Consider the following 15,047-nt stretch of genomic DNA (forward strand, 5'->3'; position numbering starts at 1 on the left):
GCCTAAAATGGAGCAATGACTGCAACCCTCGTGGCCAAGGCACTGTCCGGCGGCTACGGACACCGGACCCTCTTCGCCAACCTGAACCTGACGGTTGCGCCGGGAGATGTGGTGGGCGTGGTCGGCCCGAACGGCGCCGGCAAATCGACACTCCTGAAGCTGCTGGCCGGCATGGACTCCCCGTTCGCGGGGTCGGTCAGCACCAGTCCGACCGACGCCTTCGTGGGCTGGCTCCCCCAGGAGCACGAGCGGATCAGTGGCGAAACGGTGGCCGAGTACCTTGGGCGCCGCACAGGGTCGACGGCGGCGACGGTCACCATGGAGCGGACGGCGGAGGCCCTGGGTTCCGGGACGCCGGGGGCGGATGACGCTTACGCTGCGGCGCTCGATCACTGGATGGCTTCCGGCGCCGCCGACCTCGATGAACGCATGCCCGCGGTCCTGGCCGACGTGGCCGAGGCCATCGATCCCGCGACGCCGACCACCGCACTCTCGGGTGGCCAGCTGGCGCGGGTGGCGCTCGCTGCCCTGCTGCTGAGCCGGTTCGACATGGTGCTGCTCGACGAACCGACCAATGACCTCGACCTCGACGGGCTGGCGCGGCTCGAGGAGTTCATGCTGGGACTGAGGGGTGGCGCCGTGCTCGTCTCCCATGACCGCGAGTTCCTCGCCCGCTGCGTCACTACCGTGGTGGAGCTCGACCAGGCGCAGAACAGGGTCGCGGTATATGACGGCGGCTATGACGCCTTCCTCGAGGAGCGTGCTGTGTCGAAGCGCCATGCGCGCGAAGCGTACGAGGAGTTCGCCGACAAGAAGTCGGAGCTGGTCGGGCGGGCCCGCACGCAGCGGGAGTGGAGCTCCCAGGGCGTCCGCAATGCAATGAAGAAGAGCCCCGACAATGACAAGATCCGGCGCAGGGCCAGCATGGAGTCGTCGGAGAAGCAGGCGCAGAAAGTACGCCAGATGGAGTCGAGGATCGCCCGCCTGGAGGAGGTCGAGGAACCGCGCAAGGAGTGGCAGCTGCAGTTCAGCATCGGCTCCGCGCCGCGCTCGAGTTCCGTGGTGGCCACCCTCAACAACGCATCGGTGACGCAGGGCGGTTTCACCCTCGGCCCGGTGTCACTCCAGCTCAACGCCGGTGAGCGGATCGGGATCACCGGGCCCAACGGCGCGGGAAAGTCGACGCTGCTCCGGCTGCTGCTGGGCCATCAGGAGCCGGACGTCGGCACCGCCTCCCTCGGGTCGAACGTGGCGGTCGGCGAAATCGATCAGGCACGCGGCCAGCTGGCGGAGGGCTTGCCGCTCGGGGATGCGTTCGAGGCGGCAGTCCCGAACCTCGCGCAGGCCGAAGTAAGGACCCTGCTGGCGAAGTTCGGACTGAAGGCCGACCAGGTGGGCGCCGTCGTCGGATCGCTCTCCCCCGGCGAGCGCACGCGGGCCGGACTCGCACTGCTGCAGGCGCGCGGGGTGAATCTCCTGGTGCTCGACGAGCCGACCAACCACCTCGACCTGCCGGCAATCGAGCAGCTCGAGGATGCGCTCGAGAGTTACACCGGCGCACTGCTGCTGGTCACCCATGATCGACGGCTCCTCGCCAATGTCCGCCTGGATGCCCGCTGGGAGGTCGACAGCGGTTCGGTGCGGATCCGGTAGGAAAAGACGTGTTGGCCGACGATCACCAGCAGCTCAATCCGCCTGTTCCCTGAACTGACCGAGGAGCACCCTGACGCGCTCGTCGATGTCGTCGCGAACCAGTCGCATCCGCTCCAGCCCCTCGATGCCTCGGATGCTCGGTTCGTCGGTCTCCCACCGCTCGTACCGGGTTCCTTCGATCTCATCGAGCTGGGCTTCAGCCCCGAGGATGACGACGACGTCGACCGCTTGCTGGGCCTCCACCGTGACAGCTTTCGGGAATTCGCCGCTGATGTCCACTCCGATCTCCGCCAGCGATTCGGCCGAGAGCTGGTTGATGGCAGCACGAGGATTCGTTCCCGCAGACGCGACGGTTACGGAGTCCCCTGCGGCGCTGCGCATGAGCCCCGCTGCCATCTGGGACTTGCCCCCGTTCTTTGCGCACACGAACAGCACAGCGGGCTTGGCGGCTTTGTAGCTCATACAGGTCTCACTTCCTGAGTCAGCGCGATTCGCCGAGGACTCCCGCAAGGGTGTTCAGTGCCCCGGGCACGAGGGAATAGTATGCCCACACACCGCGCTTCTCGCGGTGCAGGATCCCGGCGTCGACCAGGATCTTCAGGTGGTGGGACACCGTGGGCTGCCCCAGGCCGAGCGGCGCGGTCAGGTCGCAGACGCACGCTTCACTTCCGTCGCTGGAGGAGATCAGGGAGACCAGTCGCAACCGGTTCGGATCCGCTATCGCCTTGAACTGCTTCGAGAGCTCCAGAGCCCGCGCAGCACTCATTGCCGGTGATCCCGACGGCGTGCAGCAGGGCGCAGGGGCAACCGACCCCTCAGGGCGAACTTGGGACATGGTGGTCATGCCACCATTATGCACTGACATTGACAACCATCGATGTTTTTCACCATACTCGTATCGATATCGATCAATGTATGTGACAGCGGGCGATCCTTCCCCGCAGAAAGGAGCACGGTGAGTACCGACTCTCTATCCGGCCCACGCCCCGAAGCCGCCGTCCGGGGGAAGCTTTCGACCCTCGACCGGTTCCTCCCGGTCTGGATCATCGCCGCCATGGTCACCGGGTTGCTTCTGGGCCGCTTCGTTCCGGGCATCTCCGAAGCGCTGGACTCGGTGAAGGTCGCCAATGTGTCCCTGCCCATCGCGGTGGGGTTGCTGATCATGATGTACCCGGTCCTGGCGAAGGTCCGGTACAACGAAACCGGGGCGGTCCTGAAGGACCGCAAGCTTCTGATCAGCTCGCTGGTCCTGAACTGGCTGGCCGCACCGGCACTGATGTTCGCGCTGGCCTGGATCTTCCTGCCGGACCTGCCCGAATACCGCACCGGGCTGATCATCGTGGGCCTCGCTCGGTGCATCGCCATGGTGATGATCTGGAACGACCTCGCCTGCGGAGACCGCGAAGCCGCAGCGGTCCTGGTCTTTCTCAACTCCGTCTTCCAGGTCCTCGCCTTCGGAGCCCTCGGCTGGGTGTATCTGCAGTGGCTGCCGAACCTCCTCGGACTGCCGACCACCAGTGCCGAGTTCTCCTTCTGGGCGATCACCGCCAGCGTCCTGGTGTTCCTCGGCATCCCTCTGCTCGCGGGCTATCTGACCCGAACTGTGGGTGAGAAAGCCAGGGGCCGCCAGTGGTACGAGGAGCGTTTTCTCCCGAAGATCGGGCCCTGGGCGCTTTATGGCCTGCTGTTCACCATCACCCTGCTGTTCGCGCTCCAAGGGGATGAGATCACCTCGAACCCGTTCGACGTCGCCCGGATCGCACTGCCGCTGCTGGCCTACTTCCTCATTGTCTTCGCCGCAGGCATGGTCCTGGGGCGGCTCCTCAACCTCGGGTATGCCCGCACCACCACCCTCGCCTTCACTGCTGCGGGCAACAACTTCGAACTCGCAATAGCCGTCGCTATTGCCACCTTCGGCGTCACCTCGGGCCAGGCCCTCGCCGGCGTCGTCGGTCCCCTTATCGAAGTGCCAGTGCTCGTTGCGCTGGTCTACGCCGCCCTCTGGGCCCGCACCAGGTACTTTCCCGCCCCCGATACCGTCATCCATTCCGGGATCGCTGATCCTGCCACCACGAAGGTATAACCATGACTGAATCCCGCACTCCGGCCGCCATGCCAACGGACGCCGCCGAGGCCGGCAGACCGTCCGTCCTGTTCGTCTGCGTCCACAATGCCGGCCGGTCGCAGATGGCCGCCGGATTCCTGAGCCACCTTTCCGAGGGCCGCATCGAAGTACGTTCGGCAGGTTCACAGCCCGCTGACCAGATCAACCCTTCGGCCGTCGAGGCGATGGCCGAGGAGGGGATCGACATCACCGCCGAAACCCCGAAGATCCTGACCGACGACGCCGTGAAGGCATCCGATGTAGTCATCACCATGGGCTGCGGGGATGAGTGTCCCTACTTCCCCGGCAAACGCTACGAGGACTGGGTGCTCGAGGATCCCGCGGGCAAGGGCGTCGACTCCGTCCGCCCGATCCGGGACGAGATCAGGACCCGTATCCAGCAACTGATCTCCGAACTCCTACCGGCCGGGGCTCCCGCCCACCCGTAGGCACCTGCAAATCGACGTTGCCTTGCCGCGGTCGGAGGCTTGCCCAGTACCGTCACCACCCCCATTCAGGAGAACGCCCCATGCGTGAGAGAACAGCACTTCCCGTAGCCGTGATCGGAGCCGGCCCGATCGGACTGTCAGCAGCTGTGCACCTGCTGGAACGTGGGCTGACTCCGCTGGTCTTCGAACAGGGCGCCCTGGTGGGTGCCGCTATCCGGCAGTGGGCGCATATCCGCCTCTTCTCCCCCTGGCAGTACAACGTGGATCCCGCGGCCCGGCGGCTCCTGGAACCCACAGGCTGGTCAGGGCCTCGCCCTACCGCCCTGCCGTACGGGCGGGAACTCGTCGAGGACTATCTCGAACCCCTGGCAGCCGTTCCGGCCATTGCCGAGGCGCTGCACGTCAAGACGAGGGTTCTGGCAGTCACCCGGCTCGGGATGGACAAGACCCGCACGAAGGACCGCGACGAGCAACCGTTCCTGGTCCGGGTCACAGGGCCTGACGGCGTCCGGGACCACCTGGTGCAGGCCGTCATCGATGCTTCCGGCACCTGGAGCCAGCTCAACCCGTTGGGTCAGGGTGGCCTACCAGCGTTGGGCGAGGACTCCGCGGCGAGTTCAATCACCGAACCCCTGCCGGATGTGACCGGGGAGCAGCGCACCAGGTTTGCGGGCAAACGGGTTCTGGTGGTCGGTGCAGGACACTCGGCCGCCAATACGCTCATCAACCTCGGCCAGGTCGCCAAAGCCGCTCCCGAAACCTCGATCGTGTGGGCGGTCCGGGGAACCGGGTCCGCGGACCGCCTCTACGGGGGCGGGGCCCTCGACGGACTGCCTGCCCGGGGTGCCCTCGGTAGCCGTCTCCGGGCACTGGTCGACGACGGCGTCGTCGAGTTGATCACCTCCTGCACCATCACTGCACTGGACGTCAGTGGGACGGCCCTGGCAGTCACGGCATCCACTGCCGCGGGGCAGCGGACCTTCGAGGTGGACGCCCTCGTCCCGGCAACCGGTTTCCGCCCCGACCTCGGAATCCTGCGTGAACTGCGGCTCGAGCTCGATCCCGCCGTCGAAGCCCCCCGCGCTCTGGGCCCATTGATCGATCCCGAGTTCCATTCCTGTGGAACCGTTCCCGCCCACGGCGCCGATGTGCTCGCCCACCCGGAGAAGAATTTCTACCTCGTCGGGATGAAAAGCTACGGGCGCGCCCCCACGTTCCTGCTCGCCACCGGCTACGAACAGGTCCGCTCCGTGGTCGCCAGTATCGCGGGGGATTCCGCGGATGCGTCCCGCCTGCAGCTCGAGCTGCCCGAAACCGGGGTCTGCAGTACGGACCTCGGCGGCTCATGTGATGCGCCCGCACCCGTCGCCTCCAACTCCTGCGGCACGGCCGGGGAGACGACCGATCAGGTGCCGGAGGAGGGCACCGGGACGGGTTGCTGCTCCGGACCGCAGCTGGTCGGTATCGGCGTCCTCACAGGAACAGCCCACGGTCGCTCAAGCGACGCCGGCTACTAGAAGCCACAGGCAGCCGCCGCAGACGCGGGGTCGATGCCCGCGGACAGAAGCTTCCCGACGTCATACACCCGCTTCGGCCTCCGTCCCCGTGGACTGCATCGGCGCGCCTGAGCCGATTGTGGGAGCAGTTCTTATGTTTTCCCGATAGCGTTGTGGTTGGGCAGGGGTGGCCCGTCGTCAATCGCCGGCTGATGCTGTGCACCAGAAGCAGTACCAAGACTATTTTGAGGTTCGAGTTGAGAAACACCGATGACGAGGTGCCCGCAACCCACCCCGCGTTGCGGGACATCTCCGCTGGACGTGCGCAGCGGAGGGCACTCATCGTGGGCACCGGTCGCGACCGCGGCGCGCTGGCGGCAGCCCGGTCCCTCCGGCAGGCGGGCTGGTTCGTAGGCGTCGGCACGCCCGATTCCGGCGGGATGCTGGGCGCCTCGCGAGCCTGCGACGCCCATCACCTGGTCCCCCGGCCGCGCCACAACGGGTCCGCGTTCATCGAGGGCGTCCGCCAGGCAGTGGAAGCCGGCGCCTACGACATCGTTTTCGGCGGCGGCGACGACTGGATGGCCGCCCTTGCCGAGTATCGCTCCGAGATACCGACGCTTGTGGCCCATCCCGATGCCGGTGTAGTGGAAGCCGCATTGGACAAGGTGCAGCTGTCGCAGTATGCGGCGAGGGTGGGGCTCGCGGCCCCCTCCACCGAGCTGGCGACCGACCAGTCGGTGCAGGATTGGCGGGGTCCGGTGGTGGTCAAGTGCCGCGAACACTGGTCGCCCGGACAGACGCGGCCGCACCGCATCGAGGCCAAGCTCTTCCCTGATATCACTGCTGCTCTGCCCCAGATCAAGCGCATCCGTCAGGCGGGGGCCCAGCCGGTGCTCCAGCAGGTCATCCGTGGCGGCCTCGGCGCCCTGATCGGCGTTTTCCACGGGGGGCACCTCAGCGGAAGGACCCAGCAGCTGTCCACGAGGCTGTGGCCCACCCCCAACGGCGCGTCCGCCCGCGCAGAGACCATTCCGGTCGATGAGGAGCTCGCGCGCAAGGTCGAGGCGCTCCTGTCCGAGCTGGGGTGGCACGGACTGGTCGAGCTCCAATTCCTGACCGGCGACGACGGCGTGCCTTACCTGATCGACCTCAACGGCCGGTTCTTCGGCTCCATGGCACTGGCTAACGCCGCACGGCCGGGACTGACGGACATGTGGGGCCGGCTCCTACTCGGCGAGTCGGTGGCATCCCTCGATGACGCTCGGCCCGGGGTGCGGTACGTCTGGCTGGCCGGGGACCTGCGCCGCGCGTCCGTGGAGCGCCGCGGGGGCCTGGTCGCCGACGTCGTGAGTACTCTGGCGTGGTCCCGGAGGGCCCAGCACAGCATCTGGGATCCCCGGGACGTCGGCCCCACGCTGAACCTGGCGATGGGACGCTTCGCGCGCGGGAAGTGACTCCTGCTCCCGGGGCGTACCGCTGGGAACTATCTGCGTCGCGCCGCCCGCAGCATGTCGAAGGGAACGTGGCGCTCCGGTGCGCGCAGGACCATGAGCCCGAGCACATACAGTCCCCCCACGACTGCCCCGATGGCACCGGCCAGGACAGCGGGGTGCCGGCCGTCCAGCAGTTGGGCGACGACGAGGCCGGCTCCTCCGGCGACGACGGCCAGCAGCGCCGCTCGCCCGACCAGCGCTGCTGCGGCACCGGCGTCGAGCCCTCCATGACGGCGGTGCAGCAGCCAGCCGTTCAGAAGCGCCGCCCCCAGCAGTGACGCGCTCGTAGCGAGGGCGATCCCCGCAATCCCGAGGACCGGGGCCAACAGGATGTCGCCCACCACGTTCACCAGCATTGCCACCACCGCGACGATCACCGGCGCCTTCGAGTCACCCACGGCGTAGGACGCGCTCACCACCACCTGGCGGCACCCGAGCGCGATGAGCGCGGGGGCGTACCAGACCACGGCGGTGGCGGTGGCTGCGGCGTCCTCGGCGTCGAAAGCCCCCCTCCCATAGGCCAGTTCAACAAGGGGAGCAGCCGCCAGGGCGAGGATCAGGCACAGCGGAGCGAGGACAGTCACCGTCACGGCGAGGCCGCGGCCCACCAACCGCCGCACTTCGGTGGGGTCTTTTGACGCCGCACTGAGGGCCGGATACAGCGGCACCAGGAGTGAGGCGATGAGCAGGGTTTCCGGCAGGTTGACCAGCCGCCAGCCGTAGGACAGTGCGGTGATCGCACCCTCCTCGAGCGTGGATCCGACGGCCCGGTCCACCAGGGTGTTGATGTTCCCGATGGCACTGCCGACCAGCAGCGGCGGCACCAGGCGCGCGATCTCGCGGAAACCCGGGTCCCGGAGAGCCAAGCTCGGCCGTACCCGGGTTCCCAGTGCACGCAACGGTGGGAGTTGGAGCAGAAGCCGTGCTCCTGACCCGACGACGAAACCCACGGCGAGCGCGGAGATTCCGTACCGGGGTCCGAAGACCCCCGCAGCACCGATCATGATGATGTTGAAGGGCACTCCCTGCAGGGATGACCACACCACCCGTCCGTGAGCCTGCGCCACCGCAGCCAGCAGGTCGGTGCCCGCGATGAGCACCGTGGCGACGAGGACGATGCGCGTCAACTGCTGGGTCAATTCGAATTGGGCTCCCTCGAAGCCGGGGGCGATCAGGGACGTCACGGGGCCGGCGAAGATCCCCATCACTATCGCGCCGAGCCCGAGGACCACCATGGTGACGGTGAGCGCCACATCGAAACCCGAATGCCCCTTGCATCCGTCCGGTTCGGCTGCCGCTTCACGCGCCGTGACAGGAATTACCGAGCGGGCCATGGCATAGGCGATCAGCCCGAGCACGATGTTCATGAGCCCCTGCGCCACGAGGTAGGCATCAAGGCTGGCCCCAGCGCCGTACACGGCAGCGATCACGACGTCGCGGAGGAAGCCGAACAGGGTGGAGATCGCTGTCAGTGCAGTGACAAGAACCGCGGCGCGCGAGACGCTTCCTTGCCTAGCGATGGCTTCCGCCGCCATGCCGGGCCGGTGTGGTCATGCTTCTCATCGAATGCTAGCGGCCCGGTTCACGTTCGAGGGCGCGATCGTGCTCATGATGAGCTTGCCGGATGAGATCCATGAACTCGGTCTCGTTCCGGATCAGGCGCTTGTACTTCTCGGGAAGCTTCTTCAGCTCGGCTTCCTCGGCGCACATCTTCTCGAAGATCTTGTCGCGCTCTGCAATGTCCGTTTCGTAGTTGAGGTCCAGGTATTCCTCCGCATGGCGCTTCGCACCCGAGACGGCGTTCTTCGCCTTGCCCTTCGGGCTGAAGACGGACGCGAGGACCGTGACCACCAGGACCCCGAGGATCACGCTGAGCGAGAGTCCTGTGCTGATCTCGACGACGGGCACCGGTTCACCGTCGTTGATGAAGGGCAGGTTGTTCTCATGCAGGGCGTGGAGGATCAGCTTCACACCGATGAAGCCGAGGATTACGGCCAGCCCGTACGAAAGGTAGATCAGGCGGTCGAGCAGTCCGTCGATGAGGAAGAACAGCTGGCGCAGGCCCATCAGCGAGAACGCGGTCGCGGTGAAGACGATGAAGACGTTCTGGGTGAGTCCGAAGATGGCAGGAATCGAATCGAGGGCGAAGAGGATGTCGGTTCCGCCGATGGCCACCATGACCAGCAGCATCGGGGTGAGAACCCGCTTGCCGTTCTCGACGGTGAACAGTTTGTCGCCGTCGTAGTGCTCCGAGGCGGGAAGGAAGCGCTTCGCGAGGCGGACCATGAGGGTTTGGCCGTCGTCGCTGTGCGCATGAGGCTTCAGCAGGTTGCCCGCCGTTATCAGCAGGATCAGTCCGAAGATGTAGAAGATCCACGCGAAGCTGTTGATGAGCGCGGCGCCGAGGAAGATGAAGGCGGTCCGCGCTATCAGGGAGAAGACGATCCCGAACAGGAGCACTTTCTGCTGATCCGCGCGGGGCACCTTGAAGGTGGACATGATGATGAGGAACACGAAGAGGTTGTCCACCGACAATGCCTTCTCGGTGACATAGCCGGCAAAGTACTCGGTGCCCATGGTGGGGCCCCCGAAGATCAGGACTCCCACACCGAATACGAGGGCGAGGCCGACGTAGATGGAGGACCAGATCGCCGACTCGCGCAGGGTGGGCGTGTGTGCCTTCCGGACGTGGAAGAAGAAGTCGAACAGCAGCAATCCTACGATGCCCACGATCGTGAGTGTCCAGACGTAAAAGGGTACTTCCATCCTGCGGTCTCCTTGGTACTCCGGTGGGCTTCTATCCCTAACGCTAGTGCGTCCGGCCTAAACTGGCGCAGGACCTTCACTTCGAACAGGGGACACTCCATGAGATCGACCATGCGCAGCGCCGTGCTCCACACCGCCGGATCAAGCCGTCCCTATACGGAAAGCAACCCCCTGCGGATCGAGAACGTTCCCATCCCCCGTCCACGGGCCGGGGAGCTCCTCGTCCGGATCGAGCGCGCCAGCCTATGTCACTCCGACCTCTCGGTGATCGACGGCTCCCGCGTGCGGCCCCTCCCGATGGCGCTGGGCCATGAAGCGACAGGAGTGGTTGAGGAGGTAGGACCGGATATCAGCGATGTGGCTTCCGGGGACCACGTGGTGCTCGTGTTCGTGCCGTCATGTGGGGACTGCAGGGCGTGCAGTGCCGGGCGTCCCGCGCTGTGCTACCGCGGAGCGGAAGCGAACGGAAGCGGGAACCTGCTGCACGGCGACGCCCTCCTGCGCTCGGAGGACGGGGTTCGGATCAATCATCACCTGGGCGTTTCCGCCTTCTCCGAGTACGCCGTCGTGGCACGGGAGTCGGCGGTGGTGATCGACGACGACGTACCGTTCGACATCGCCGCGATGTTCGGGTGCGCGGCCCTGACCGGTATTGGCGCTGTCCTCAATACGGCCCAGGTGAAGCCGGGGCAGTCCGTGGTGGTATTCGGGCTGGGAGCCGTCGGGCTCATGTCCGTCATGGCCGCAGCACAGGTTCGTGACACCACGGTGGTGGCCATCGATCCGCTCGCTGCCAAGCAGGACCTCGGGCGGCGGTGCGGTGCGCACGCGGCCGGCTCCCCCGATGAAGCAGCGGGGCTCCTCGCGGGCCTCACCGGGAGCGGGGAGGGCGCCGACGTCGTTATTGAAGCGGTGGGCAGCGCCCGCGTCATGGAGGCCGGACTCGCCCTGCTGGCACGCGGCGGCGCCCTGGTGTCCGTGGGGTTGCCGCATCCCGAACAGGAGCTTACTGTGCAGGCCCTGCAGTTCGCGGGGACGGGCAAGCGGCTCCTGGGATCCTACATGGGAGATGCAGTGCCCTCCCGGGACATTCCGGCCTACCTCGACCTGTGGCGTTCAGGAAGCCTGCCGGTGGAACTCCTCCACACCGACACGCGGCCCCTTACCGACCTCAACGAGAGCCTGGACGCGCTCGCGGACGGGCGCGTGGTGCGGCGCATCTTCACCATGGACTGATAGTTGATGGCCCGATACGCACGGAAAGGCTCCTCCCGGACGGGAGGAGCCTTTCTGCGTACCTGGGTTCCTGGCTGGTGCTAGTAGCTGCGCTCGTGCGTGAACCCATAGGGAACCTCGGAACTGAGTGAGACCGTATAGTGGCCCGGCTGGACCCGGTCGATCAGGATTCCCTGGGAGCAGGTGCCGGTGGCCACATGCTGGAGGTCCTCGAGGGCGGCGTTCAGACGTTCCTCGAGCTGAAGTGCGTTGTCAGCCTGTACCTGGATGGAGCTGCGCACGTTCGTGATGTTCATTGATCTGCGACTTCCGGTAGATGGAGCGGTGGTGCCGCGAGGCCTCGACGAGGCATCTGATGGCCCCGACGCCCAGTGGACCCTGCGGTTCCTCATTCACCGGGTGGGAGCGGCAGGGAGTTTTCGACGACAGGGCCGCCCTCACTATACCGGGTGCACCTCTCCCTACCCGGGTCGCCTCCACCGGAGGGGGACGCTGAACCGAAACCCGCCGCAGAGCTGGATCAAGCGCTTCAGCGACCTCCGGCATGGACGTTATTCGACCGGGGTTGTACAGTGCCAAAGTGAGGCCCTGACCGGGCCGGGTTTGTCCGCTTTATCCCGACCCGGTCAGGGCTTTCATCACGTCCAGTAGTGGGCGACGTCGATGACCAGACGCGACCCTCCTCCTGGGCCGTCGAGCACGAACGCCCGGAACGGGAGCCGGGCACGGACGCCCAGTCCGATGAGTGTCTGCGCTTCGTGGCTACCGCCCCAGGCAAGCTGCCGGAAGGTCAGGAAGCCGTCGACGTTCGACAGCTCGTTCTGGTTTGCGATGTGATAGGTAGCCTGTCCCCATTCGTTATACGCCGGAGCATCCATAATCAATCGCAGATCGGCGTTCCCGCGGAGGGGAATATGGTTCCCTGAACCGATGCCGTGCACGCTGGAGACGTACTTGATGCTGTAACTGGGGGCTTTCCCGCGAAAATCGATGACCATTCTGTCGAAACAGTCATGCCGCCCAGTACGCACGTTGGTAATAGGCGCGCTGGTAATCGAACTACTTGCCTTTGGAAGCGACCCCCACGTGGTCCCGCACGCCGCGGACGCTGGCGCGGTTCCGGTGATGCCAAGGCCCGCAACGAGTGCGAGTGTGGCGAGTGTGGCAGGTATTTTCCCTGCCATGCGCGAAGAACTCATGACGCACCACCTCAAAATTTGCTGGATAGGTAAATCCATGGTAAGAGCACTGCGGAGGAAAGGACCGCGCGTCCGGGGAGTGACGCCGAATTGTTAGGATTTCCCCATGACAAGACTCCCTGTTGCCCTGGTCACCGGAGCCTCCCGCGGTATTGGACTCGCCATCGCACGGGAGCTCGCCTCGACCCACCATCTCCTGCTGGGCGGCAGGGACGCCCAGGCGCTGGAAAGCCTCGCCGCAGACTTCCCCTCAGCTGAACCATTTGCAGCGGAACTCCGCGATTCGGCCCAGATGGGACAGGCCTGTACCGGCATCAGCCACCTCGACGTGCTGATCCACTCGGCAGGAGTGCTGCGGATGGGTACGGTGGCGGAGATTCCGGAGGACGCCTGGCGGGAGAGCTTCGAGATCAACCTCTTCGCCGTCGCTTCGCTCACCAGGACGCTCCTCCCGGCCCTTCGAACCGCGCGGGGGCAGGTCATTGCCATCAACTCCGGCTCCGGCTACAGCTCGGGTGCCGGATCCGCAATCTACAGCGGCACGAAATTCGCGCTCCGTGCGCTGACCGATGCCCTCCGCGAAGAGGAACGCAGCCACGGGGTACGCGTCAGCTCAATCCATCCCGGCCGCGTAGCCACCGACATGCAGCAGGAACTGCACGACTGGGAGGGCAAGGACTACACCCCGGAGGCCTGGATCCGCCCCGAGCAGGTGGCGAAGGCTGTCCGGCTCACAGTGGACGCCACCCCCGAATCAACTATCGAGACCCTCAGCATCCGGCCCTCCGGAATCCGCTAGGAGCTCGACCGGGCACCACCCGCGGCTTTCCGAACTGGGTCTGGACACCCGGCGAGAACAGCACGGAGTCAGGCGGCCCGTCCACCGAGAATCCCGCAGCGCGCAGGAGCCCGTCGTCGAGCTCGGTCACCATGGCCGGATGCAGGGGCCACGGCGTGTGGGTATTGGGAATGTACAGCGTGCGTCCGCCGAACGTGCTGTGCAGGCCGAAGCGGGCCGTCAGCTCGAGGGACACGGCGTCGTCGGCCTTGCCCGCCAGATCCGGCTCCACGGCAAAGCGCGAGGACGCCTGCCCGCGGTACCGTGCGACGTCGTACCCGTACGACGCCGGCCTCTCTCCTGCAGCGAGGGGACGGCACCGAGACCACACATAGGGGATCCCGCCGGCCCGGGCGGCGAGCACGACGGCGAGTCGGGAGGCATCGAGCGTGACGAAGACCACCCCCCTGGTTCCGTCCTCCTCCCGGGAGTAGAGGCGCACATTGATCTCGGCGAACGAACCGAAGTAAGGAACGGGCAGGCTCCTGCCCACACCGGCGCCGTCCATGCGGAAACCGATCAACCCCACCCAGGCCGAGCCGTCGATCTCGTCAGGAACGGTGCCCGGCGGCATGAACCGCGCCGCCGTCGACGGCGGGATCCGCCAGTGCAGGAAGACGGCGTCGGCCCAGAACTGGTCCATGATGACCGGGCGCGGGAGCTCCGGGGGTTCCGGCCAGTGGCTGACTGGTTCAGACGCCATGAGGCTCCCCTTAGAAGGCATACCGGATGCGGCAGTATGGAATAGTTTCCTGGGCAAGGGCCAGGAGCTTGTCGAGATACCCCCGCTTCTCATAGGCAATGTACCGCACGTTGGTGAATCCGTTGCCGGACTTCTTGACCTCCTGCAGGTCCGGACGCCATAGGATCTCCTCGGCCTGAGGGTGCCAGCCGAGGTTCACCTCGTGAAGCTGCTGGTTATGGGTCAGGAAGATCACCTCCGCAGCAAGTTGTTCCTTCGCTGCTGGTGACAGCGCCGCATCGAGCTGCAGGAACAGTTCCTTCCATTCCTGCAGCCAGCCGGGGGTGATGATCACGGGTGAGAAGTTGACGTGGACCTCGTAACCGGCATCCACGAAGTCGTTGATGGCGGCGATCCGCTCGCTGACAGGGGAGGTCCGGACGTCGACGGTTCTGGCGATCTTCTCCGGCATCAGCGAGAAGCGGATCCTCGTTCGCCGCTGCGGATCCCACGTGAGCAGCTCGCGGTTCACGTACTTGGTGGCGAAGGACAGCTTCGCAGTGGGCAGTTCCCGGTACAGCTCCACGAGGTCCTGTACATTGTCGCTGACCAGGGCGTCGACCGAGCAGTCACTGTTCTCGCCGATGTCGTAGACCCAGGCGGAATCGTCGCACTGGTTGGGTTCGAGCTTCATGCCCTGCCGTGCGACGTGCCGCTCCAGGTAACCGCTGATCTGATCGATATTCGCGAACACCGTGATGGGGTTGCTGTAACCCTTGTGACGGGGCACATAGCAGTAGGCACACGCCATGGCGCAGCCGTTCGCCGTCGACGGCGCGATGAAGTCCGCGGACCGCCCGTTGGGCTTCGCGCTCAGGCTTTTCTTGACGCCCACCACCAACGCTTCGGTCTTGATGCGGACCCACCGCTGCACGTTGGCCTCGTTGCCGTTCAGCTCGGGGATGCGCCAGTGACTGGCCACCTCGACGACGTCGGCCTCGGGCCAGCGCGCGAGGATCTCCTGCCCGCGGGGCAGTGCGGCGGCTGCCGGCTCGATATAGATACGACTGATCTGCAGCAGCTTGTTGGCCTGAAGCATGCAACCTTCCCGGAATGGTACGTCCTTAC

General features: G+C 66.0%; 15 protein-coding genes. 7 read left to right on the forward strand and 8 right to left on the reverse strand.

What is annotated here, in order from left to right; all coding sequences use genetic code 11:
• The first annotated feature begins 15 nt into the window (after positions 1 to 15).
• Complete coding sequence (locus tag IWX65_RS10405; protein ID WP_196882665.1) at positions 16 to 1,653, forward strand: ABC-F family ATP-binding cassette domain-containing protein; 1,638 nt, start codon at positions 16 to 18, stop codon at positions 1,651 to 1,653.
• Between the two features lie 33 nt (positions 1,654 to 1,686).
• Here the strand turns inward: IWX65_RS10405 and IWX65_RS10410 are convergent, their stop codons facing one another.
• The gene (locus tag IWX65_RS10410; RefSeq protein WP_196882667.1) at positions 1,687 to 2,115 is read right to left on the reverse strand and encodes an arsenate-mycothiol transferase ArsC; all 429 of its coding nucleotides are present in this window, start codon (positions 2,113 to 2,115) and stop codon (positions 1,687 to 1,689) included.
• A 19-nt stretch (positions 2,116 to 2,134) separates the two neighbouring features.
• Complete coding sequence (locus IWX65_RS10415) at positions 2,135 to 2,497, reverse strand: ArsR/SmtB family transcription factor (protein WP_196882668.1); 363 nt, start codon at positions 2,495 to 2,497, stop codon at positions 2,135 to 2,137.
• A 111-nt stretch (positions 2,498 to 2,608) separates the two neighbouring features.
• Here IWX65_RS10415 and arsB point away from each other — a divergent pair, with 111 nt between their 5' ends.
• From arsB to IWX65_RS10435, 4 genes are all read left to right on the forward strand, one after another.
• Positions 2,609 to 3,736 (forward strand): ACR3 family arsenite efflux transporter, encoded by a 1,128-nt coding sequence (arsB, locus tag IWX65_RS10420; protein WP_334683801.1) that lies wholly within the window; start codon positions 2,609 to 2,611, stop codon positions 3,734 to 3,736.
• 2 nt (positions 3,737 to 3,738) lie between these two features.
• The gene (locus IWX65_RS10425) at positions 3,739 to 4,206 is read left to right on the forward strand and encodes an arsenate reductase ArsC (RefSeq protein ID WP_442859188.1); all 468 of its coding nucleotides are present in this window, start codon (positions 3,739 to 3,741) and stop codon (positions 4,204 to 4,206) included.
• 80 nt (positions 4,207 to 4,286) lie between these two features.
• Positions 4,287 to 5,723 (forward strand): NAD(P)-binding protein, encoded by a 1,437-nt coding sequence (locus IWX65_RS10430; protein WP_196882670.1) that lies wholly within the window; start codon positions 4,287 to 4,289, stop codon positions 5,721 to 5,723.
• 236 nt (positions 5,724 to 5,959) lie between these two features.
• A complete protein-coding gene (locus tag IWX65_RS10435; RefSeq protein ID WP_334683802.1) occupies positions 5,960 to 7,159 on the forward strand; it encodes a carboxylate--amine ligase in 1,200 nt (399 codons plus the stop codon).
• Between the two features lie 29 nt (positions 7,160 to 7,188).
• Here the strand turns inward: IWX65_RS10435 and murJ are convergent, their stop codons facing one another.
• Positions 7,189 to 8,733, reverse strand: a complete 1,545-nt coding sequence (murJ, locus tag IWX65_RS10440) for a murein biosynthesis integral membrane protein MurJ (RefSeq protein ID WP_196882671.1) — start codon at positions 8,731 to 8,733, stop codon at positions 7,189 to 7,191.
• Positions 8,734 to 8,767: 34 nt separating this feature from the next.
• Positions 8,768 to 9,964: a TerC family protein gene (locus tag IWX65_RS10445; protein ID WP_196882672.1), complete on the reverse strand. Its 1,197-nt coding sequence runs from the start codon at positions 9,962 to 9,964 to the stop codon at positions 8,768 to 8,770.
• A gap of 111 nt (positions 9,965 to 10,075) precedes the next feature.
• Here IWX65_RS10445 and IWX65_RS10450 point away from each other — a divergent pair, with 111 nt between their 5' ends.
• Positions 10,076 to 11,200 carry an alcohol dehydrogenase catalytic domain-containing protein gene (locus IWX65_RS10450; RefSeq protein ID WP_196882752.1) on the forward strand — a complete coding sequence of 375 codons (1,125 nt, stop codon included), beginning with the start codon at positions 10,076 to 10,078 and terminating at the stop codon, positions 11,198 to 11,200.
• Positions 11,201 to 11,280: 80 nt separating this feature from the next.
• Here IWX65_RS10450 and IWX65_RS10455 read toward each other — a convergent pair whose 3' ends face one another.
• Complete coding sequence (locus IWX65_RS10455; RefSeq protein WP_196882673.1) at positions 11,281 to 11,496, reverse strand: hypothetical protein; 216 nt, start codon at positions 11,494 to 11,496, stop codon at positions 11,281 to 11,283.
• A 342-nt stretch (positions 11,497 to 11,838) separates the two neighbouring features.
• Positions 11,839 to 12,384 carry an AMIN-like domain-containing (lipo)protein gene (locus IWX65_RS10460; RefSeq protein WP_196882753.1) on the reverse strand — a complete coding sequence of 182 codons (546 nt, stop codon included), beginning with the start codon at positions 12,382 to 12,384 and terminating at the stop codon, positions 11,839 to 11,841.
• Positions 12,385 to 12,505: 121 nt separating this feature from the next.
• Here IWX65_RS10460 and IWX65_RS10465 point away from each other — a divergent pair, with 121 nt between their 5' ends.
• Positions 12,506 to 13,198, forward strand: coding sequence for an SDR family oxidoreductase (locus tag IWX65_RS10465; RefSeq protein WP_196882674.1), 693 nt, complete (start codon positions 12,506 to 12,508; stop codon positions 13,196 to 13,198).
• On the opposite strand, the gene IWX65_RS10470 is transcribed toward IWX65_RS10465, so the two are convergent.
• A complete protein-coding gene (locus IWX65_RS10470) occupies positions 13,170 to 13,940 on the reverse strand; it encodes a YqjF family protein (protein WP_196882676.1) in 771 nt (256 codons plus the stop codon). The two genes, IWX65_RS10465 and IWX65_RS10470, sit on opposite strands and share 29 nt — an antisense overlap.
• Before the next feature lie 10 nt (positions 13,941 to 13,950).
• Complete coding sequence (locus IWX65_RS10475; RefSeq protein ID WP_196882677.1) at positions 13,951 to 15,018, reverse strand: spore photoproduct lyase family protein; 1,068 nt, start codon at positions 15,016 to 15,018, stop codon at positions 13,951 to 13,953.
• Positions 15,019 to 15,047: the final 29 nt, after the last annotated feature.

The organism is Arthrobacter sp. CAN_A214 (genome assembly GCF_015751955.1).
Classification (GTDB): domain Bacteria; phylum Actinomycetota; class Actinomycetes; order Actinomycetales; family Micrococcaceae; genus Arthrobacter_D.